20 protein-coding genes are annotated in these 18,807 nt (G+C 42.2%); all 20 read left to right on the top strand.

Going from position 1 to position 18,807, the window contains the following annotated elements; all coding sequences use genetic code 11:
- Positions 1-42 precede the first annotated feature (42 nt).
- The 20 genes from NYE63_RS27510 to NYE63_RS27415 all read left to right on the top strand — a co-directional run bounded on the left by NYE63_RS27510 (position 43) and on the right by NYE63_RS27415 (position 18,804).
- Positions 43-2,271, top strand: a complete 2,229-nt coding sequence (locus NYE63_RS27510; RefSeq protein ID WP_342603546.1) for a S8 family serine peptidase — start codon at positions 43-45, stop codon at positions 2,269-2,271.
- A 286-nt stretch (positions 2,272-2,557) separates the two neighbouring features.
- Complete coding sequence (locus tag NYE63_RS27505; RefSeq protein WP_342603545.1) at positions 2,558-2,926, top strand: ATP synthase subunit I; 369 nt, start codon at positions 2,558-2,560, stop codon at positions 2,924-2,926.
- A gap of 22 nt (positions 2,927-2,948) precedes the next feature.
- Entirely contained in the window at positions 2,949-3,665 is a 717-nt protein-coding gene (gene atpB / locus NYE63_RS27500; RefSeq protein ID WP_342603544.1) for a F0F1 ATP synthase subunit A, read from the top strand.
- A gap of 72 nt (positions 3,666-3,737) precedes the next feature.
- Positions 3,738-3,962, top strand: coding sequence for a F0F1 ATP synthase subunit C (gene atpE, locus NYE63_RS27495; RefSeq protein WP_034315818.1), 225 nt, complete (start codon positions 3,738-3,740; stop codon positions 3,960-3,962).
- A 150-nt stretch (positions 3,963-4,112) separates the two neighbouring features.
- On the top strand, positions 4,113-4,631 hold the full coding sequence (atpF, locus tag NYE63_RS27490) for a F0F1 ATP synthase subunit B (protein ID WP_342603543.1): 519 nt from the start codon (positions 4,113-4,115) through the stop codon (positions 4,629-4,631).
- On the top strand, positions 4,628-5,164 hold the full coding sequence (locus tag NYE63_RS27485) for a F0F1 ATP synthase subunit delta (protein WP_342603542.1): 537 nt from the start codon (positions 4,628-4,630) through the stop codon (positions 5,162-5,164). The genes atpF and NYE63_RS27485 overlap by 4 nt, the downstream gene beginning before the upstream one ends.
- A gap of 24 nt (positions 5,165-5,188) precedes the next feature.
- Positions 5,189-6,697: a F0F1 ATP synthase subunit alpha gene (atpA, locus tag NYE63_RS27480; protein ID WP_063234151.1), complete on the top strand. Its 1,509-nt coding sequence runs from the start codon at positions 5,189-5,191 to the stop codon at positions 6,695-6,697.
- A 37-nt stretch (positions 6,698-6,734) separates the two neighbouring features.
- Positions 6,735-7,595 carry a F0F1 ATP synthase subunit gamma gene (locus NYE63_RS27475; RefSeq protein ID WP_328113892.1) on the top strand — a complete coding sequence of 287 codons (861 nt, stop codon included), beginning with the start codon at positions 6,735-6,737 and terminating at the stop codon, positions 7,593-7,595.
- Between the two features lie 88 nt (positions 7,596-7,683).
- Positions 7,684-9,081 carry a F0F1 ATP synthase subunit beta gene (gene atpD, locus NYE63_RS27470; protein ID WP_342603541.1) on the top strand — a complete coding sequence of 466 codons (1,398 nt, stop codon included), beginning with the start codon at positions 7,684-7,686 and terminating at the stop codon, positions 9,079-9,081.
- Between the two features lie 25 nt (positions 9,082-9,106).
- Positions 9,107-9,508, top strand: coding sequence for a F0F1 ATP synthase subunit epsilon (locus tag NYE63_RS27465; protein WP_342603540.1), 402 nt, complete (start codon positions 9,107-9,109; stop codon positions 9,506-9,508).
- 339 nt (positions 9,509-9,847) lie between these two features.
- The gene (locus tag NYE63_RS27460) at positions 9,848-10,222 is read left to right on the top strand and encodes an NADH-quinone oxidoreductase subunit A (protein ID WP_342603539.1); all 375 of its coding nucleotides are present in this window, start codon (positions 9,848-9,850) and stop codon (positions 10,220-10,222) included.
- 26 nt (positions 10,223-10,248) lie between these two features.
- Positions 10,249-10,725 carry an NADH-quinone oxidoreductase subunit B gene (locus NYE63_RS27455; RefSeq protein ID WP_170946902.1) on the top strand — a complete coding sequence of 159 codons (477 nt, stop codon included), beginning with the start codon at positions 10,249-10,251 and terminating at the stop codon, positions 10,723-10,725.
- A complete protein-coding gene (locus tag NYE63_RS27450) occupies positions 10,726-11,985 on the top strand; it encodes an NADH-quinone oxidoreductase subunit C (protein WP_342603538.1) in 1,260 nt (419 codons plus the stop codon).
- A gap of 5 nt (positions 11,986-11,990) precedes the next feature.
- Entirely contained in the window at positions 11,991-13,088 is a 1,098-nt protein-coding gene (locus NYE63_RS27445) for an NADH-quinone oxidoreductase subunit D (RefSeq protein WP_048685832.1), read from the top strand.
- A complete protein-coding gene (gene nuoH / locus NYE63_RS27440; protein WP_063236467.1) occupies positions 13,089-14,096 on the top strand; it encodes an NADH-quinone oxidoreductase subunit NuoH in 1,008 nt (335 codons plus the stop codon). It abuts the gene before it with no gap.
- A 33-nt stretch (positions 14,097-14,129) separates the two neighbouring features.
- Positions 14,130-14,549, top strand: a complete 420-nt coding sequence (nuoI, locus tag NYE63_RS27435; protein ID WP_048685828.1) for an NADH-quinone oxidoreductase subunit NuoI — start codon at positions 14,130-14,132, stop codon at positions 14,547-14,549.
- Positions 14,546-15,064: an NADH-quinone oxidoreductase subunit J gene (locus NYE63_RS27430; RefSeq protein ID WP_342603537.1), complete on the top strand. Its 519-nt coding sequence runs from the start codon at positions 14,546-14,548 to the stop codon at positions 15,062-15,064. Before nuoI ends, NYE63_RS27430 begins: the two co-directional genes overlap by 4 nt.
- Complete coding sequence (gene nuoK, locus NYE63_RS27425) at positions 15,061-15,375, top strand: NADH-quinone oxidoreductase subunit NuoK (RefSeq protein WP_063236468.1); 315 nt, start codon at positions 15,061-15,063, stop codon at positions 15,373-15,375. Before NYE63_RS27430 ends, nuoK begins: the two co-directional genes overlap by 4 nt.
- A gap of 34 nt (positions 15,376-15,409) precedes the next feature.
- Complete coding sequence (nuoL, locus tag NYE63_RS27420) at positions 15,410-17,284, top strand: NADH-quinone oxidoreductase subunit L (RefSeq protein ID WP_342603536.1); 1,875 nt, start codon at positions 15,410-15,412, stop codon at positions 17,282-17,284.
- The gene (locus NYE63_RS27415; RefSeq protein WP_342603535.1) at positions 17,281-18,804 is read left to right on the top strand and encodes an NADH-quinone oxidoreductase subunit M; all 1,524 of its coding nucleotides are present in this window, start codon (positions 17,281-17,283) and stop codon (positions 18,802-18,804) included. Before nuoL ends, NYE63_RS27415 begins: the two co-directional genes overlap by 4 nt.
- The last annotated feature ends 3 nt before the right edge of the window (positions 18,805-18,807 follow it).

The raw sequence follows: 18,807 nt of genomic DNA, 5'->3' as shown, positions 1-18,807 counted from the left end.
CTCCAAGGTTGTTGAGAAAAGATAACTGCTAAGGGGATGATTATGTTGGGAAAGAAAACGTTCATAGTGTTAGTTTTCCTTTTTATATTTATTTATCAAAATGAAAAGGGATTGGCATCGGTCATTCTGCCGCCCTTACCAAAACTATCTGAATCTAAGGAAGTAACGGTTGTTGTCACGATGGATAAGGCGTTTCAACGAAAAAAGATCGAAAAACTGCTTGAAAAATATCCATCCCTTCAATTAAGGAATGTTTATTCGGTTGCCCTGAATGGATTTTCCCTTCATGGGAAAAAGAATGAGATAGAACAACTTAAAAAGGAGGATGAAATTCGGGCTGTAACGGAAGTATCCGTTTATCAAGCCGTGTTGGATAAAAGTGTCCCATACATAGGAGGAGGCCGGGTCAGGGGGTTCTTTGATAAGGAGAATCACCGGATCACCGGTAAAGGGGTGAAAGTAGGAATAATCGATACTGGTATCGATTATACACATCCAGATTTGCAACGTGCTTATAAAGGAGGGAGTGATCTGGTTGATGGTGATGAAGATCCGATGGAAACCAAAAATCAAGGCGATTTGGATACATTACATGGCACTCATGTGGCAGGCATCATTGCAGCCAATGGAAAAATGAAAGGTGTTGCACCAGAAGCGGAGATTTACGCATATCGAGCTTTGGGTCCAGGTGGTGCGGGAGATACAGATCAAGTCTTGACGGCTATTGAGTCAGCCATGAAGGATAAGGTGGATGTATTGAACCTCTCTCTTGGTAATAACGTCAATGGCCCTGATTTACCTATCTCCCTTGCATTGAACAAGGCTGTGGAAAGCGGCATCGTTGCAGTGACATCAAACGGAAATTCCGGTCCGGCGGTATGGACTGTCGGCTCACCCGGAACAGCGGAAAAAGCGATTTCCGTTGGGGCATCGACTCCTCCCTTAAGGGTTCCGTATATGATTTACGGCCTAGGATCAAAAAAGTATCAATCGAATTTAACCTTGTTTCAAGGCTCTAAAAAATGGAACCTGACGTTTTCCGAGGATGTCATATATGGGGGACTGGGTAATAAAAAGGACCTGAAACATGTTCGGGATAAGATTGTTTTGCTGGAACGTGGCACACTCACTTTCCAGCAGAAAGTATCCAATGCAGAAAAGGCAGGTGCAAAGGGGGTAATTGTTTATAATAATACGAGCGGGACCTTTACTGGAAGCTTGGAAAAAGAAATGAGCATCCCAGCTGCTTCTATTAATAGAAGAGATGGATTGCAGCTTAAGCAAATCATGGAGCAAGGGCAGAACAAAACCGTTCAATTTGTCTATAAGAACGAGCAGGATAGGCTCGCAGATTTTAGCTCCAGGGGACCGGTAACCGTATCATGGGGAATAAAGCCTGACGTATTGGCGCCGGGAGTGGAAATTGAAAGCACCATTCCTAAAGGATATATGTCCCTGGATGGAACAAGTATGTCCGCACCGCATGTTGCAGGAGCATGCGCATTAATCCTGCAAAAACACCCGGAATGGACTCCTGATCAAGTGAAGTCTGCATTGATGAGCACTTCCAAGCCATTGAGGAAATCTGCAAATCAATTGTATCACACATATGAGCAGGGGGCTGGACGCATCCAGGTCGACGAAGCCTTAAAAGCGGACACGCTATTGTATCCAAGCTCATTGTCCTTTGGGATGTATACAAAAAAAGAAGGAATTGAAGAGCATCATGAAACGATAGTCATAGAAAATACCGGAACGAAAAGGAGGAAGTACTCTTTTATGGTTCCATTAAAAGAGACGGGACTCACTTGGGAATTGCCAAAATCACTTACTTTGAATCCTAAGGAAAAGAAACGGATAAAAGTGGGACTGCAGGTCAACCCAGCCGTGCTTAAAAAGGGAGTCTTTGATGGATACCTCATTATAATGGAAGGAACCAAAAGAATATCCCTTCCTTATTTATACGTAAAAGAAGAACCAGATTATCCAAGGATAATGGGATTTGATTTTGGTCAAGGGGACAAGGAAGGCACATATCGATACGAAATGTACCTTCCGCGTGGGGCTGAAGAATTCGGTATTGCCCTTTATGAGGAAGATAGCTTGAAATTCGTTGGATATTTGGATTGGTCGAGATCGGCACCTTCCGGTTTGATCAAAAAAGATGTATTGAAAAAGAACTTGCCCCCCAAAGGAGTGTATAAAGCGATAATCTTTGCGAGAAGGGGCGGAAGGGAAGATCGGATAGAAAAGACGTTACTTATTGAGTGAACAGAGGACAATAAGTAAAATAAAAAGGATGTCAATAGTATAAAAAATATAATTTGTGAACAATTCGTTAATAATTACAAACCTGTGACAAATTTCACTAACCACTCATTGACATTGATTCTTGCCTATTGTATGCTAACTAAGGATGTAAAATGAGAGGGGTTTCATACGTTAATAACGTGTCAAATAGAAGTAAGTTTTTGACCTTCTATTTGGACTTGTTACGGGCAAATTCTCCTAGCTAAACACAGATACTACAATATTTCTAGGGAGATTACATGACAAAATGCTAGAATTGGAAAAAATGTTCAATAGGCAGCTAAAATACATGTTGTATTTAATGGGTATTTATGTACTTGGGGTGGGCTTCACTTCACATGATTCAGTCTTCCAAGGATTATTGCTTGGAACTGCCTTCAGCCTATTTATATTCTGGTCAATGGTCAAAAAAAACAAAAAGTTCGCTCAAGAGGTTGCCGAAGGTAAGAAAACGCGCTCCCTTGGTAGTTTAACTAGAATGTCTGTAGCGGGTTTAGCTGCAATTATTGCATTGAGATATCCTAATGAGTTTCAAGTGGTCTGCGTGGTTGTGGGATTAATGACAGTTTACTTTGTCATTATGATAGATTATTTTATGCAAAACATACGTAGGTAGTAAAGAAGAGAGGTGAATACTGTTGAATCATGAAGCTCCTATGTGGGAATTTATGGATACCGGAATACATTTCAACTTGGCTAATGTTCTTATGATGACTATCGCAAGTCTCATTGTCTTCATAATTGCTGTTACAGCAACTCGTAAACTTGCGATGAGGCCAACAGGAATCCAAAACTTTATCGAATGGGTTATGGATTTTGTGAAAAACATCATCAACAGCAATATGGATTGGCGTACGGGTGGTCAGTTCCTTATGTTGGGAATGACGTTAATATTGTACGTATTTGTATCAAATATGTTAGGATTGCCGTTCTCGATTGTAATAGGAGATCAGCTTTGGTGGAAATCACCTACATCTGATCCAGCAATAACATTAACCTTGGCAGTTATGGTAATGGGTTTAACTCATTATTATGGTATCAAGATGAGAGGCATGAAAAATTATGCCAAAACTTATGTCCAACCAATGGGTTTCTTGTTTCCGTTAAAGATTATTGAGGAGTTCGCTAATACGTTAACTCTAGGATTGCGGCTTTACGGGAATATTTATGCGGGTGAGTTACTATTAACTTTACTTGCTGGACTAGGAACAAGTAGTGTTTTGGGTGCGGCTACTGCTGCATTACCAATGTTAGCTTGGGAAGGATTTAGTATCTTTGTCGGCTCCATTCAAGCTTTTATCTTTACTATGTTAACGATGGTTTATCTTTCCCATAAAGTAAGTGACGACCATTAATTATAAATATTGTTCATTTTGAACATTATATTGATGAAAAAATAAAACAACATTTCAAGGAGGAAATTTATCATGACAGGTTCTTTAGGTCTTATAGCTGCTGCTATCGCAGTTGGATTAGGTGCACTAGGTGCGGGTATTGGTAATGGTCTTATCGTTGGGCGTACAATTGAAGGAATGGCTCGTCAGCCAGAAGCTCGTGGTATGCTACAAACTACAATGTTCGTTGGTATTGCGTTAGTTGAGGCACTTCCAATCATCGCTGTAGTTATCGCGTTTATTGTAATGGGTAAATAAGATAACTTGAAAAAGTTCAATAATGGCGAAGATGATCCAAGGAGACCCTTCGCCATTGCTCTGTGTTAAAGTGAACATTTATGACAGTGATACTGTCAATTGAAAATACAGAACTTCAATAGTGAATCTCATGAAGGGAGTGAATCGAGCGTGTTAACAAGCAATTTTGTTCTTGGTCAAGCAGGCCACTTTAATGGTGGGGATATCATATACCAGCTTGTAATCTTTATTATTTTGTTAGCGTTGCTTAAGAAGTTTGCATGGGGTCCGTTAATGGGCATCATGAAAGAACGTGAAGAGCATGTTGCAAATGAAATTGAAGCAGCTGAAGTTAGTAGAAAAGAAGCACTGAAGTATTTAGAAGAACAGCGTGAAATCGTAAAACAATCTCGCACTGAAGCGGGACAACTTATAGAGAATGCTAAGCAACAAGGCGAAGCACAACGCGAAGATATTATTAATCAAGCGCGTGCAGAGGCTGAACGTGTTAAAGAATCAGCAAAACGTGAAATCGTTCAAGAGAGAGAAAAAGCAGTTGCCGCCTTACGTGAGCAAGTTGCTTCTTTATCTGTTATGATCGCATCTAAGGTGATTGAGAAAGAACTTTCATCAGCTGATCAAGAAAAACTAATCAATGATTATATTCAAGAGGCAGGAGAAGGTAAATGAGCGATATAACTGTAGCAGGACGTTATGCTGTAGCTCTTTTCCAAATTGCGAAAGAGCAAAATCTCATTAACCAACTTGAAGAAGAGCTTCGCATAGTGAATGAAGTTTTCACAAATGATAAAGAGCTATTAAACTTCTTGGCTCATCCTAAAATGACTAGCGATGCAAAACGTGATTTGTTGGCAAATGCATTTGCAGGGCTATCATCTTCCGTTCAAAACACTTTAATGTTAATGGTGGAGCGTCATCGTACAGATGAAGTGACTGCAATGGCACAAGAGTTCATTGAACTTGCGAATGAAGAAAATTCAGTTGCAGATGCGACTGTATATACAGTTAATCCTTTAACTGAAGCTGAAGCAAAAGCTGTGTCTTCAGCTTTCGCTGCAAAAATCGGCAAACGAAATTTGCGTATCACTAATGTTACGGATAGCAATATTCTTGGCGGCATCAAACTTCAAATCGGTAACCGTATTTATGACGGAACGATAAGCGGGAAGCTTGATCGCCTTAGCAAACAACTATTAGGTTAATATTCACAGATAGGGGTGAAATTCATGAGCATCAAAGCTGAAGAAATCAGTGCGCTGATTAAAAAGCAGATTGAAAACTATCAGTCGGAAATTAAAGTAAGCGATGTAGGTACAGTAATCACTGTTGGTGATGGTATCGCTCGCGTTCATGGTTTAGATAATGCAATGGCTGGGGAGCTCTTAGAATTTTCTAATGGTTCAATGGGATTGGCACAAAACCTTGAGCAAAATAACGTAGGTGTTGTTATTCTTGGACCATTCAGAGACATTCAAGAAGGCAGTGAAGTACGCCGTACAGGAAGAATCATGGAAGTACCAGTTGGAGAAGAATTAATCGGACGTGTCGTGAATCCGCTAGGACAACCTTTGGATGGTCTTGGTCCGATCGCTACAACAAAAACTCGTCCAATCGAAAGCCCTGCTACAGGTGTTATGGACCGTAAATCTGTTCATGAGCCATTACAAACAGGGATTAAAGCAATCGATGCTCTAGTACCAATCGGACGTGGACAACGTGAGTTAATCATTGGTGACCGTCAAACTGGTAAAACATCAGTTGCGATCGATACAATCCTTAACCAAGCTGACCAAGACATGATCTGTATCTATGTTGCTATTGGTCAAAAAGAATCAACAGTTCGTGGAACAGTTGAGACACTACGTAAAAATGGTGCACTAGATTACACAATTGTTGTATCTGCATCAGCTTCTCAACCAGCTCCACTTTTATACCTAGCTCCATATGCTGGTGTGACTATGGGTGAAGAGTTTATGTTCTCTGGCAAGCACGTTTTAGTGGTATATGATGATCTTTCTAAACAAGCATCAGCATACCGTGAACTTTCCTTGCTTCTTCGCCGTCCTCCAGGTCGTGAAGCATTCCCTGGGGATGTATTCTACTTGCACTCCCGCTTACTTGAGCGTGCAGCTAAATTGAATGACACTTTAGGTGCCGGTTCAATCACTGCGCTTCCATTTGTTGAAACACAAGCAGGCGATATCTCTGCTTACATTCCAACAAACGTTATTTCCATCACGGATGGACAAATCTTCTTACAATCCGATTTGTTCTTCTCAGGTGTACGTCCTGCGATTAACGCTGGTCTTTCTGTATCCCGTGTTGGTGGATCTGCACAAATTAAAGCGATGAAAAAAGTTGCTGGTACATTACGTCTAGACTTAGCTTCTTATCGTGAATTGGAAGCATTCTCTCAATTCGGTTCTGATCTTGATGCTGCTACTCAAGCAAAACTTAACCGTGGTGCTCGTACAGTTGAAGTTCTTAAGCAAGATCTAAATAAACCAATTAAAGTTGAAAAACAAGTCATGATTTTCTATGCATTAACTAAAGGTCATTTAGATGATATTCCAGTATCGGATATCCTTCGTTTTGAAGAAGAATACTATGTGTTCCTAGATCGTTCTCATCCAGAATTATTAGATCACATTCGCACAACTAAAGGTCTTCCTGAAGACGCTGCTATCGTTGCTGCAATTAACGAGTTCAAAAAGAACTTCGTTATTTCTGAATAATAAGGTCTAACTAATTTATAAAGGGTGGTGAGAATGAATGGCCTCTTTACGCGATATTAAGTCTCGGATTACTTCAACGAAAAAGACGAGTCAAATTACAAAAGCGATGCAGATGGTATCTGCTTCTAAAATGAACCGTGCTGAAGCTAATGCTAAAGCATATGTTCCATATATGGAAAAAATTCAAGAAGTAGTATCAAGTATTGCGAACGGAAGTACGGGTGCATCTCATCCAATGCTTGTCTCACGTCCAGTGAAGAAAACCGGTTACCTGGTAATCACATCGGACCGCGGATTGGCAGGAGCATACAACAGTAGTATCCTTCGCCACGTTCATAAAACTATTCTTGAACGCCATAAATCCAATGATGAGTTCGTCATTATCGCAATCGGAAGGGTTGGCCGTGATTTCTTTGTCAGCCGTAATATGCACGTAGAGCTTGAAGTAATTGGTGTTCCTGATCAGCCATCTTTCGCTGACATTAGCTCCCTTGCTAAATCAACAGTGAATTTGTATCTAAATGAACTGTGTGATGAGCTTTATATGTACTATAACCATTATGTCAGCCCAATCCAGCAGGATGTAACGGAAACGCAAGTCCTTCCTTTAGCTGACTTTAATACTTCCAATGCAGCATTGACTTCTTATGAATTTGAACCGAATGCAGAAGAAATTCTTGAGGTATTACTACCTCAGTACGCAGAAAGTTTAATTTATGGTGCTTTGCTAGATGGTAAAGCAAGTGAGCACTCTGCACGTATGACTGCAATGAAAAATGCAACTGATAATGCGAAAGAATTGATTGATTCACTTTCATTGCAATATAACCGTGCACGTCAGGCAGCGATTACTCAAGAAATTACTGAGATTGTCGGCGGTGCAGCAGCTTTAGAATAAAATTATTAAAGGGACGGTCGGCCCGGACGATATGCTGGCCGTTCCATAAACTTGATTGTCGTTATAAGCAACGTTAGGAGGGAAAACGATGAATATAGGACGCGTTACTCAAGTTATGGGTCCGGTTGTTGACGTGAAATTCGAAGACGGACAACTTCCTAAGATCTATAATGCGTTAAGAATCGAAAATACAGCGTCTGGTACAGGACTAACTCTTGAAGTAGCCCTTCAACTAGGTGATAATACAGTTCGTACTGTAGCAATGTCTTCCACGGATGGTTTAACTCGTGGTGCAGAGACTGTTGATACAGGAGCTCCAATTTCCGTTCCTGTAGGTGAAGTAACTCTAGGTCGCGTTTTCAACGTATTAGGGGAAAACATTGACCTATTTGAACCACTTACAGCAGAGGTGCGTCGTGATCCAATTCACAGACAAGCACCAACTTTTGAGGAATTATCAACAACAGTTGAAATTCTTGAAACGGGTATTAAAGTAGTAGATTTACTTGCACCTTACATCAAAGGTGGTAAAATCGGTCTCTTCGGTGGTGCCGGTGTTGGTAAAACTGTACTTATCCAAGAACTTATTAATAACATCGCACAAGAGCACGGCGGTATTTCAGTATTCGCTGGTGTAGGTGAGCGTACTCGTGAAGGAAATGACCTTTTCTACGAGATGACTGATTCTGGTGTTATTAAGAAAACAGCGATGGTATTCGGACAAATGAACGAGCCACCAGGTGCACGTATGCGTGTAGCTCTAAGTGGTTTGACAATGGCTGAATATTTCCGTGACGAACAAGGACAAGACGTTCTTTTCTTCATCGATAACATCTTCCGTTTCACTCAAGCAGGTTCAGAGGTTTCTGCCCTTCTAGGCCGTATGCCTTCAGCGGTAGGTTACCAACCAACCCTTGCTACAGAAATGGGTCAATTACAAGAACGTATCACATCAACTAATAAAGGTTCTGTTACATCTATTCAAGCGATCTATGTACCTGCCGATGACTATACGGATCCGGCTCCAGCTACAACTTTCGCTCACTTAGATGCAACAACTAACCTTGAGCGTAAACTTTCTGAAATGGGTATCTACCCAGCAGTTGATCCATTGGCTTCTTCTTCTCGTGCTCTTAGCCCAGAAATCGTTGGAACTGAGCACTATAAAGTAGCTCGTCAAGTTCAATCAACTTTACAGAAATATAAAGAACTTCAAGATATTATTGCGATCTTGGGTATGGACGAGTTAAGCGAAGACGAAAAAGTAATCGTGCAACGTGCTCGTAGAATTCAAAACTTCTTGTCACAAAACTTCCACGTGGCTGAGCAATTTACTGGTCAAAAAGGATCTTATGTACCAGTTAAAGAAACAGTCCAAGGATTCAAAGATATCCTAGCTGGAAAATATGACGAACTTCCTGAAGATGCTTTCCGTCTAGTTGGCCGCATCGAAGAAGTTGTTGCTAAAGCAAAAGAAATGGCTTAATTAAAGGGACCTAGGAGGGAATGAAATGAAGACCATTAAAGTCAATGTTGTTACTCCCGATGGCCCAGTATATGATGCAGAAGTTGAAATGGTAAGCACTAAAGCTAAAAGTGGTGAGCTGGGAATTATGGCTGGACACGTTCCAACTGTAGCTCCTCTTACCATCGGTGCTGTCCGTCTTAAAAATGGAAGCAACACAGACTATGTAGCTATAAACGGTGGCTTCTTGGAAGTTCGCCCTGATGTGGTAACCATTTTAGCTCAATCTGCTGAAAGAGCTGAAACTATCGATCTTGCACGAGCTCAAGCAGCAAAAGCACGTGCGGAACAAAGATTGCAGAACAATGATGGATCAAATGATACGAAAAGAGCTGATTTAGCGCTTAAACGTGCAATCAACCGTATCCAAATTGCAGAAATGCGATAACTTTAAATGAAGAAACACCTGATCAGACCATTCGTGGTAAGATCAGGTGTTTTTTTATCCAAAATGTTTTTGAAAATTATTGACATTTAATATCGGAATTAGGTAAAAAAGGTCGAATTATAGAGTAAAGTATTTTCCATATTAAACCTTAACTCGTCGACATGCTTTTATCCTAATGTTATAATGTATACGCTTACATTTATTGCTTCATACCCCTCCTTTCACGTTGCTTCTAAAAGAATGTTACCCTGCATAATATTTAAAACGGTATCCAAAAAGAAGACAAGCAAATTTAAATTGCACCTATTTAACATGATTTATCCATAAAGGGAGATGAACATGGGACAGCTGCATATTTACCAAAATAATTATTTAATTGTATTTGTTTTCCTTTGTCTCGGCATTTTATTACCTGTGATCGCTTTATTTCTCGGTAGACTGCTAAGGCCTTATAAACCGACAGAAATGAAATATACGACTTATGAAAGTGGAATCGAACCTTTTCAGGATTCAAGGGTTCAATTCAATGTCAGGTATTATCTATTTGGATTGATGTTCGTCATATTTGACGTAGAAACGGTTTTTCTTTACCCATGGGCGGTAGCCTATGATGAACTCGGGCTGTTTGCATTGATTGAAATGTTGTTTTTTGTCCTGATCCTTATGCTGGGGCTAATCTACGCTTGGAAAAAGAAGGTGTTAAAGTGGAATTGAAGTTGGATGAACTTACCCCTAAAGAAATGGAAGAAATGCGCCACAGTATTTTTTTATCCACACTTGAACAAATAAAAGGATGGGCTAGAAGTAACTCACTCTGGCCAATGACTTTCGGTTTGGCATGTTGTGCAATTGAAATGATGGGTGTCGGCTCCTCTCATTATGATTTGGACCGATTTGGTTCATTTTTTCGGACATCACCCAGACAATCGGATGTCATGATTGTTTCAGGAACGGTAACGAAAAAAATGGCTCCAATAATAAGCAGATTATACGAACAAATGCCAGAACCGAAATGGGTTATTGCAATGGGGTCCTGTGCAACTGCTGGCGGACCTTATGTTCACTCCTATTCAGTGGTCAAGGGGGTAGATCAAATTGTACCTGTCGATGTATATATACCGGGTTGTCCCCCAAACCCAGCTGCACTTATTTATGGGATCAATAAATTAAAAGAAAAAATCCGTTACGAAGCGAAAACCGGAAAGCGGGTGATATAGATGAGTGAAAAGGAAGACTTAGCGAAACAAAAAGCAGAGGCAGCGGCCAAGGCGAAGGCCGTAGCCCTGGCCCGAAAACAGGCGAAAGAAGAAAGTGCGGAAAAGCCGGAAGGCGAAACGGATATGGCGAAACAAAAAGCAGAGGCAGCGGCCAAGGCGAAGGCTGCAGTACTGGCCCGAAAACAGGCGAAAGAAGAAGCGGCGGAAAAGCCGGAAGGCGATATGGATATAGCGAAGCAAAAGGCGGCAGCAGCGGCCAAGGCAAAAGCAGCAGCGCTGGCCCGAAAACAGGCGAAAGCTGAAAGTGCGGAAAAGCCGGAAGGCGATATGGATATAGCGAAGCAAAAGGCGGCAGCAGCGGCCAAGGCAAAAGCAGCAGCGCTGGCCCGAAAACAGGCGAAAGCTGAAAGTGCGGAAAAGCCGGAAGGCGATATGGATATAGCGAAGCAAAAGGCGGCAGCAGCGGCCAAGGCAAAAGCAGCAGCGCTGGCCCGAAAACAGGCGAAAGCTGAAAGTGCGGAAAAACCGGAAGGCGATATGGATATAGCGAAGCAAAAGGCGGCGGCAGCGGCCAAGGCAAAAGCAGCAGCGCTGGCCCGAAAACAGGCGAAAGAGGAAGCGACTGAAAAACCGGAAGGCGAAATGGATGCAGCGAAGCAAAAGGCAGCGGCAGCAGCCAAGGCGAAGGCAGCCGCTGCTGCAAAAGCGAAAGCGGTGGCTGCTGCGAAGAACAGGACTGCTGAGAAGGAAAGTAACGAAGTTAACACTCCTAGCGAACTTTCACCAAATCAGTTGAAACTCGATCAAATAGTTTCTGCTATTGAAAGCCATGTAGGACAAGGGGCATTATTAGAGCACTATATTAATAGATTATCAAAAGATGTACCCACTTTAGTGGCTAATCCGGATACATATTTTTCAATAGCAAAATTTCTGCGGTACGATGAGCAGCTTAACTTTTCGTATTTATCGGAACTTCATGGTACGGATTTTGAGTCCCATATGGAAATCTATGTACACTTACATTCATTCAAAATGAACCAATCAGTTGCCTTGAAGGTGAAGCTTGATAGGGATTCTCCCGTTATTCCATCATTGGTCCCATTATGGTCAGGAGCAAATTGGCCAGAATGTGAGGCGTATGATTTATTAGGCATTAACTTTTATGAACACCCTGATTTAAAGCGGATTTTACTTGGTGAAGATTGGAAAGGGTATCCCCTTAGAAAAGATTATCAGCCTTATGATGTGGAGGTGTAAGCCCAATGTTAAGGACGGAAGAAATGCTTCTCAATGTCGGGCCGCAGCATCCGAGTACACATGGTGTTTTTCGGCTTGTCATCAAGATTGACGGTGAAATTATAAAAGAGGCTACACCTGTCATTGGGTATCTGCATCGCGGTACGGAAAAGCTAGCGGAAAATCTGCAATATACACAAATAATCCCATATACCGATCGGCTCGATTATCTAGCGGCAATGACAAATAATTATGTGCTTTGCCATGCTGTTGAGACAATGATGGGGGTGGAGATTCCCGAAAGGGCAGAATATTTGCGTGTCATCGCAATGGAATTGGGCAGAGTTGCAAGCCACCTTGTCTGGTGGGGGACATACTTGCTGGATATAGGTGCCACGAGCCCTTTCCTATATGCCTTTCGAGAGCGTGAAATGATCGTTAATTTATTGACTGAATTGTCAGGGGCACGCCTTACATTCAATTATATGCGTGTCGGAGGTGTGAAATGGGATGCACCTGAAGACTGGATTGCGAAGGTAGCCGAGTTTGTCCCTTATATGAGGGAGCAGCTTGCCGGTTACCATGAGCTTGTGACAGGGAATGAAATCTTTGTTAATCGGGTTAAAGGGGTGGGCATCTATACGAAGGAAGAAGCCTTGCAGTATTCGCTTAGCGGTGCCAACTTAAGGTGTACAGGTGTGAAATGGGATTTACGAAAAAATGAACCATATTCCATTTACGACAGGTTTACATTTGATGTTCCTACAAGGGAAGAGGGTGATGCCTTCTCACGCTATCACTGCAGAATGGAAGAAATCGAAGAATCACTGAAAATCATCGAGCAGGCTGTTGAGCAATTTCCAGAAGGGCCGGTCCTTGCTAAGGTTCCTAAAATAATAAAGGTTCCTAAGGGTGAAGCGTTTGTCCGAATTGAATCACCAAGAGGGGAAATCGGGTGTTATATCGCGAGTGAAGGGAAAAAGGAGCCATACCGTTTGAAGTTTCGCAGACCTTCTTTTTATAATCTGCAAATTCTTCCGAAATTATTGGAAGGGGAAAATATGGCGAATTTGATAACGATATTAGGTGCAATCGATATCGTTTTAGGGGAGGTGGATGGATAAATGATCAAAGATCTTCTCCACTCCGCTCCAAGCCTACTGAATTTTGGCATTTTTTTTGGTTTGGCAGTCCTGCTCCTGTTCGTAGTATTAGGGTTTGTTACCTATGGAATCCTTTCAGAGCGGAAAATCATGGGATTCATGCAGATGCGTGTCGGCCCAAACCAAATTGGGGGGAAATGGGGTCTCTTGCAGACCGTTGCTGATGTTTTGAAACTTCTGATCAAGGAAGATACGATTCCCAAAAAAGCTGATAAGCCGTTATATATTTTAGCTCCGGTAATTGCTTTTGCACCTGCTTTCATGGTCCTTGCCACCTTGCCGTTCACCGATGCCTTCCAATTTGCTGATATAGGTGTCGGACTGCTTTATTATATTGCGATTTCCGGTATATCGACCATCGGCATCGTCACTGCGGGTTGGGCATCAAATAATAAATATTCTTTGATTGGCGGGATGAGGGCAGCCGCGCAAATGATATCTTATGAGATCCCTTTGGTGATGTCGCTAGTGGGAATCGTCCTTATAACAGGCAGTTTAAACTTGAATGATATAGTTGCAGCCCAGGAAAAGATTTGGTTCATTTTTCTTCAGCCGATTGCGTTTATCGTGTTTTTTATTGCATCGGTTGCCGAGTTGAACAGGGTTCCTTTTGACCTACCAGAAGCGGAATCCGAACTTGTTGCAGGCTATCATGTTGAATACTCTGGATTTCGCTGGGCCTTCTTTATGTTATCCGAATATGTGTATATGTTTGCAATGGCAACGCTAACCACTGTATTATTTTTAGGAGGATGGAATTCTATTCCGTTTTTGGATTTTATTCCGGCAGCCATCTGGTTCGGTCTGAAGTTCAGTGCCGTATTCTATGTATTGGTCTGGATTCGTGTAACCTTTCCTCGTATAAGGGCCGATCAATTGATGGAATTCGGATGGAAAGTGCTGCTTCCGGTTGCATTAGCAAATATATTTTTGACGGCACTAATAAAAGAATTGATTAACCTTTTTTAGAAACTTAAGCTGGTCGGAAAGCGAGGGATTTATATGCTTGGTTTAGCAAAAGGTTTAACCTATACATTAAAGAACTTGACGAGGAAAAAAGTGACCTATGACTACCCGAATGAGCCGCTTCCGCTCCCTGACCGATTCCGCGGAATCCAAAAATTCTATCCTGAAAAGTGTATTGTATGCAATCAATGCGTGACGATTTGTCCAACGGATTGCATTCAATTAACTGGTAAGAAACATCCGGACCCGTCAAAAAAAGGGAAAATCATCGATACGTATGACATCAATTTCGAGATTTGCATTTTATGTGATTTATGTACGGAGGTCTGCCCTACAGAAGCAATCGTGATGACGAATCAATTCGAGCTGGCCGAGTATAGCCGTGATCATCTATTTAAAAATCTGGAGTGGCTGGATGAAAATGATGAAAATATCCGGAAGGTGAATAAAGTATGAGTTTGTCGGGTGAATTAATTGCCTTTATTGGTTTGGCACTCGTCGCGATAGTAGGCGGGGTGCTGCTGATTACCTTAACAAAAGTGGTACACATGGTAATTGCACTTGTTTTTACTTTCTTGGGCATTGCAGGCATTTATATGTTGCTTTCGGCCGAGTTTGTCGCCATTGTCCAAATCCTTATTTATTCAGGTGCAATTACGATCGTGATGCTATTCGGGATTATGCTGACAAAACACCAAGAAAATGATGCACCCGCTAAAGGGGGCTGGGGGAATTTCTCTTTGCTGGCAGCGATTGCGGGATTTGCTGTGGCGGTTTATCTGGGGATTTATAATCTGGATATACCTGTACAGCCAACGGCCTTGCACGAGGAAAATACGAAGCAAATAGGAATCGAACTTTTTTCGAAATATGTGATTCCATTTGAAGTGATGTCGGTACTTTTGCTTGTTGCTTTAGTCGGTGCAATCGTATTGGCTAAAAAAGATGATGAGGAGGGAGATCAACCATGACGGGAGTTCCCTTGTCGGCTTACCTTGTATTGGCACTCGTTTTATTTTGTATAGGGCTGTATGGGGCCTTGACGAAAAGAAATGCGGTCATTGTTTTGATTTCAATCGAGCTGATGCTGAACGCTGCGAATATCAATTTAGTTGCCTTCAGTAAATTCGGGGTAACGCCATCCATTACGGGTCAAGTTTTTTCCTTATTCACGATTACGATCGCTGCGGCCGAGGCAGCTGTAGGGCTGGCTATACTAATGTCCCTTTATCGCAATCGGAAGACGGTCAATGTCGATGAAATGGAAATTATGAAGCATTGAAGGTTTATATAAATGAAGAAGGGGATTTGATACGATGATGGAGCACGCATGGCTCATACCGATCTTTCCACTCGTCACGTTTCTGGTTCTGCTTCTATCAGGCGGGCGGTTGCGGGAACGAGGGGCTTTTATAGGAATAATATGTACATTGGCTTCGTTTGTTTTATCGTTGCTTGTCCTGATAGAACGATTTAAAGAACCTACTTATAATATATCGATAGATTGGCTTTCCTTTGGAGGGACGCAACTTACAGCTGGCTTCGAAATCAATCAGCTTAATGCCTTGATGCTTGTGGTCGTTTCCCTAGTCAGCCTGCTTGTCCAGATATATTCGAAGGGGTATATGAAGGGTGAAGTGCGATTCTCCATTTTTTATGCTTATCTGGGCTTCTTCACCTTTGCCATGCTTGGACTTGTCATGGCACCTAATTTATTACAACTTTATATCTTCTGGGAACTGGTCGGGGTGGGTTCTTTCCTGCTCATTGGGTTTTACTTTTATAAACTGGAAGCTAAGGCTGCAGCAAAGAAGGCATTCATCATGACCAGGATTGGGGATGTAGGACTCTTAATCGGCATCATTCTTCTATTCTGGGAAACAGGCAGCTTTGAATATGGAGAGATCTTTCAAGCTGTTCAATCGGGCATGATATCAAGTGAAAAACTGACTTTAATCGCTATTTTGATTTTTATCGGTGCGGTTGGGAAGTCTGGACAATTTCCGCTTCACACATGGCTTCCAGATGCAATGGAAGGCCCGACTCCGGTTTCCGCATTGATACACGCAGCAACCATGGTTGCTGCAGGGGTTTACCTGGTGGCGGCCATGTTTCCGTTATTCGTGGCTAGTGAAGCAGCGATGCAGGTCGTAGCAATAACAGGTGGAATTACAGCCATATTTGCCGCAAGCATTGCCATAGTGCAAAAGGATGTTAAGCGTGTATTGGCCTATTCGACAATCTCTCAGCTTGGTTTCATGATGCTTGCTTTGGGTACTTCGGGATATGTGGCCGGGGTGTTTCATTTAATGACCCATGCCTTTTTTAAAGCATTGCTGTTTTTGGCAGCAGGCAGTGTTATTCACGCTATACATACACAGGATATGGAAAAGATGGGCGGCCTATGGGGTAAGTTGAATTGGACTGGGCCGCTGTTCTTGACTGGTACATTGGCGATATCCGGGTTTCCGTTACTCTCGGGTTTTTTCAGTAAAGATGAAATTCTAATGGCAGCCTGGGAGAATGGTAGTTATATATTGTTTGGTCTAGCGGTGGTTACCTCCTTTTTAACTGCGTTTTATATGTTCCGGCTATTTTTCATGATCTTTGCAGGCGATTCGCGCAGTCAAGTAAAACAGCAGGTCAAGGAATCACCTTCCATCATGTTAATCCCCATGCTCGCATTGGCTTTGCTTGCTGTAATCGGTGGGTATATCCAAACACCGTGGTTTGGAACTTTCCTTGGGGAGTGGCTTGTGGAGGGAAATGAATCTCTTCTAGGCGCCAGCCATAGTGAGGGGCCCGTTTGGATAATGTTGTTGGCCGTGCTTGTATCGTTGGCTGGTATATACCTCGCTTATATGATATACGCTAAAAAGAAGTTACCTCGGGAATGGCTTGTCAAAGACAACTCCGAGGTTTATAGGGTCTTGGAAAATAAGTATTATATTGATGAGATTTACCATTTTACTGCAGGCTATGCAATCAAAGGTTTTAGTATATTCCTATCATATATTGAAAGGTTCATTGTCGGTGGTCTGGTTTCCACTGTAACAAGTTCAATAGAAGGATTGGGGAAATTAGGGTCTAAACTGCAAACGGGACAGGTACAGCAATATGGCATGATGGCCTTTCTGGGACTTGCGATACTGTTGGTAATTTTTGCAGTAACTGGGGGGTATCTAAGATGAATGTCTATTTGCTCTCGCTTTTAGTGTTTTCACCGCTGCTGGGCATAGTAATGGTTGCCCTTATGCCGAAAAAAGAGGAAAGGACGATTAAACAATTTGGCTTTTTCGGAACACTGCCTCCCCTTTTCCTATCGTTCTTTCTATTCAGCCAATATTATTCGGGGGTGGCCCTGTCCTTATTTGACATTAAGTTGAATTGGATCAGGTTTGGAAATTTGGAGATGTATGATCCCAAGCTCTTTACGGTTGACTTTGAGTTGGGGCTGGATGGATTAAGTCTCATTTTCATATTACTGACAACAATCATTTCATCACTGGCCGCAATCGCATCCATTTATATAAAAAAGGATTGGAAAGGGTATTATTTGTTATTTTTGATCTTGGAGATTGGAATGCTCGGTGTCTTCACGGCAGAAAATTTGATCCTTTTTTTCATCTTTTTTGAAATGACTTTGATTCCTGCCTTCTTTTTAATTGGTAGATGGGGCTTTCTGGAGAGGGAGAAAGCTGCTTATAGTTTTCTGATTTATAACGGCATTGGTTCGGCTGTTTTATTGGTGGCCATTTTGATTTTGTTTGCCAGGACAGGGACGACCAATATTGCAGCATTGACACAGATGATGACAATGGGCGGGGTTTCGCTTTTTGCCCCCATATCCGGTTCGATGAAATATGGTTTATGTCTCGCCTTTCTAGTTGCATTTGCAATAAAGCTGCCCGTCTTTCCCTTTCACAGCTGGATGGTGCGGGTCCATGCAGAAGCACCTCCATCCATAGTCATGATACATGCGGGTGTACTATTGAAAATAGGGGCATACGGAATCATCAGGTTTGGAATGGGGATATTTCCTGAACAATATAAAAGCCTGGCCTTTACCATTGTACTGTTTGGGGTCCTCAGTTTTTTATATGGTGCATTTCTAGCATTGGTACAAACGGATTTCAAGCTCGTTTTAGCATATTCATCAATTTCACATATGGGTATCGTCATGATGGGGCTGGGTGCCTTGAATGAAGCGGGCATTCAGGGAGCCATTTTTCAAGTCATCTCACACGGGCTAATTGCTGCATTGTTGTTTTTCTTGGTGGGTGTGTTGTACGAGCGGACGGGAACCACCATGCTTCCTAAGCTTGGAGGATTGGCCAAGTCGATGCCGATTTTTTCAGGGTTCATGTTAGCTTGCGGGATGGCTTCACTTGGTTTGCCTGGAATGTCCGGCTTCATCAGTGAATTCATGGTATTTCTTGGCTTATTCAAGAGTCAGCCGTTGCTTGCGGCAATAGGGGTGATCGGGCTGGTATTAACCGCTGTCTATGTACTGAGGGCGGTCATGCTGATGACCTTCGGGAAAAATGATAGCTTGATAGAAAAAGAGAAACGGGACCTTGGGAGCTGGGAGTTTTTTCCGGCGTTGATTCTTCTCGGTTTGATAATATCTGTTGGGCTATACCCAAATTTGTTAGGCGGGCCTCTTCAAGGTACGATTGAAGCCATGATGCTTGCTCTAGGGGGGCGATGAAGG

Source organism: Peribacillus sp. FSL E2-0159, from assembly GCF_038643155.1.
Taxonomy (GTDB): domain Bacteria; phylum Bacillota; class Bacilli; order Bacillales; family DSM-1321; genus Peribacillus; species Peribacillus simplex.
Note: the sequence above shows the minus strand (reverse complement) of the source record. Positions and strands in the feature narration are given on the sequence as shown.

Coding starts and splice junctions, on each gene's coding strand:
- NYE63_RS27510 (WP_342603546.1), top strand. CDS start 43: ATGTTGGGAAAGAAAACGTTCATAGTGTTAGTTTTCCTTTTTATATTT.
- NYE63_RS27505 (WP_342603545.1), top strand. CDS start 2,558: ATGCTAGAATTGGAAAAAATGTTCAATAGGCAGCTAAAATACATGTTG.
- atpE (WP_034315818.1), top strand. CDS start 3,738: ATGACAGGTTCTTTAGGTCTTATAGCTGCTGCTATCGCAGTTGGATTA.
- NYE63_RS27485 (WP_342603542.1), top strand. CDS start 4,628: ATGAGCGATATAACTGTAGCAGGACGTTATGCTGTAGCTCTTTTCCAA.
- atpA (WP_063234151.1), top strand. CDS start 5,189: ATGAGCATCAAAGCTGAAGAAATCAGTGCGCTGATTAAAAAGCAGATT.
- NYE63_RS27475 (WP_328113892.1), top strand. CDS start 6,735: ATGGCCTCTTTACGCGATATTAAGTCTCGGATTACTTCAACGAAAAAG.
- atpD (WP_342603541.1), top strand. CDS start 7,684: ATGAATATAGGACGCGTTACTCAAGTTATGGGTCCGGTTGTTGACGTG.
- NYE63_RS27465 (WP_342603540.1), top strand. CDS start 9,107: ATGAAGACCATTAAAGTCAATGTTGTTACTCCCGATGGCCCAGTATAT.
- NYE63_RS27460 (WP_342603539.1), top strand. CDS start 9,848: ATGGGACAGCTGCATATTTACCAAAATAATTATTTAATTGTATTTGTT.
- NYE63_RS27455 (WP_170946902.1), top strand. CDS start 10,249: ATGGAAGAAATGCGCCACAGTATTTTTTTATCCACACTTGAACAAATA.
- NYE63_RS27450 (WP_342603538.1), top strand. CDS start 10,726: ATGAGTGAAAAGGAAGACTTAGCGAAACAAAAAGCAGAGGCAGCGGCC.
- NYE63_RS27445 (WP_048685832.1), top strand. CDS start 11,991: ATGTTAAGGACGGAAGAAATGCTTCTCAATGTCGGGCCGCAGCATCCG.
- nuoH (WP_063236467.1), top strand. CDS start 13,089: ATGATCAAAGATCTTCTCCACTCCGCTCCAAGCCTACTGAATTTTGGC.
- nuoI (WP_048685828.1), top strand. CDS start 14,130: ATGCTTGGTTTAGCAAAAGGTTTAACCTATACATTAAAGAACTTGACG.
- NYE63_RS27430 (WP_342603537.1), top strand. CDS start 14,546: ATGAGTTTGTCGGGTGAATTAATTGCCTTTATTGGTTTGGCACTCGTC.
- nuoK (WP_063236468.1), top strand. CDS start 15,061: ATGACGGGAGTTCCCTTGTCGGCTTACCTTGTATTGGCACTCGTTTTA.
- nuoL (WP_342603536.1), top strand. CDS start 15,410: ATGATGGAGCACGCATGGCTCATACCGATCTTTCCACTCGTCACGTTT.
- NYE63_RS27415 (WP_342603535.1), top strand. CDS start 17,281: ATGAATGTCTATTTGCTCTCGCTTTTAGTGTTTTCACCGCTGCTGGGC.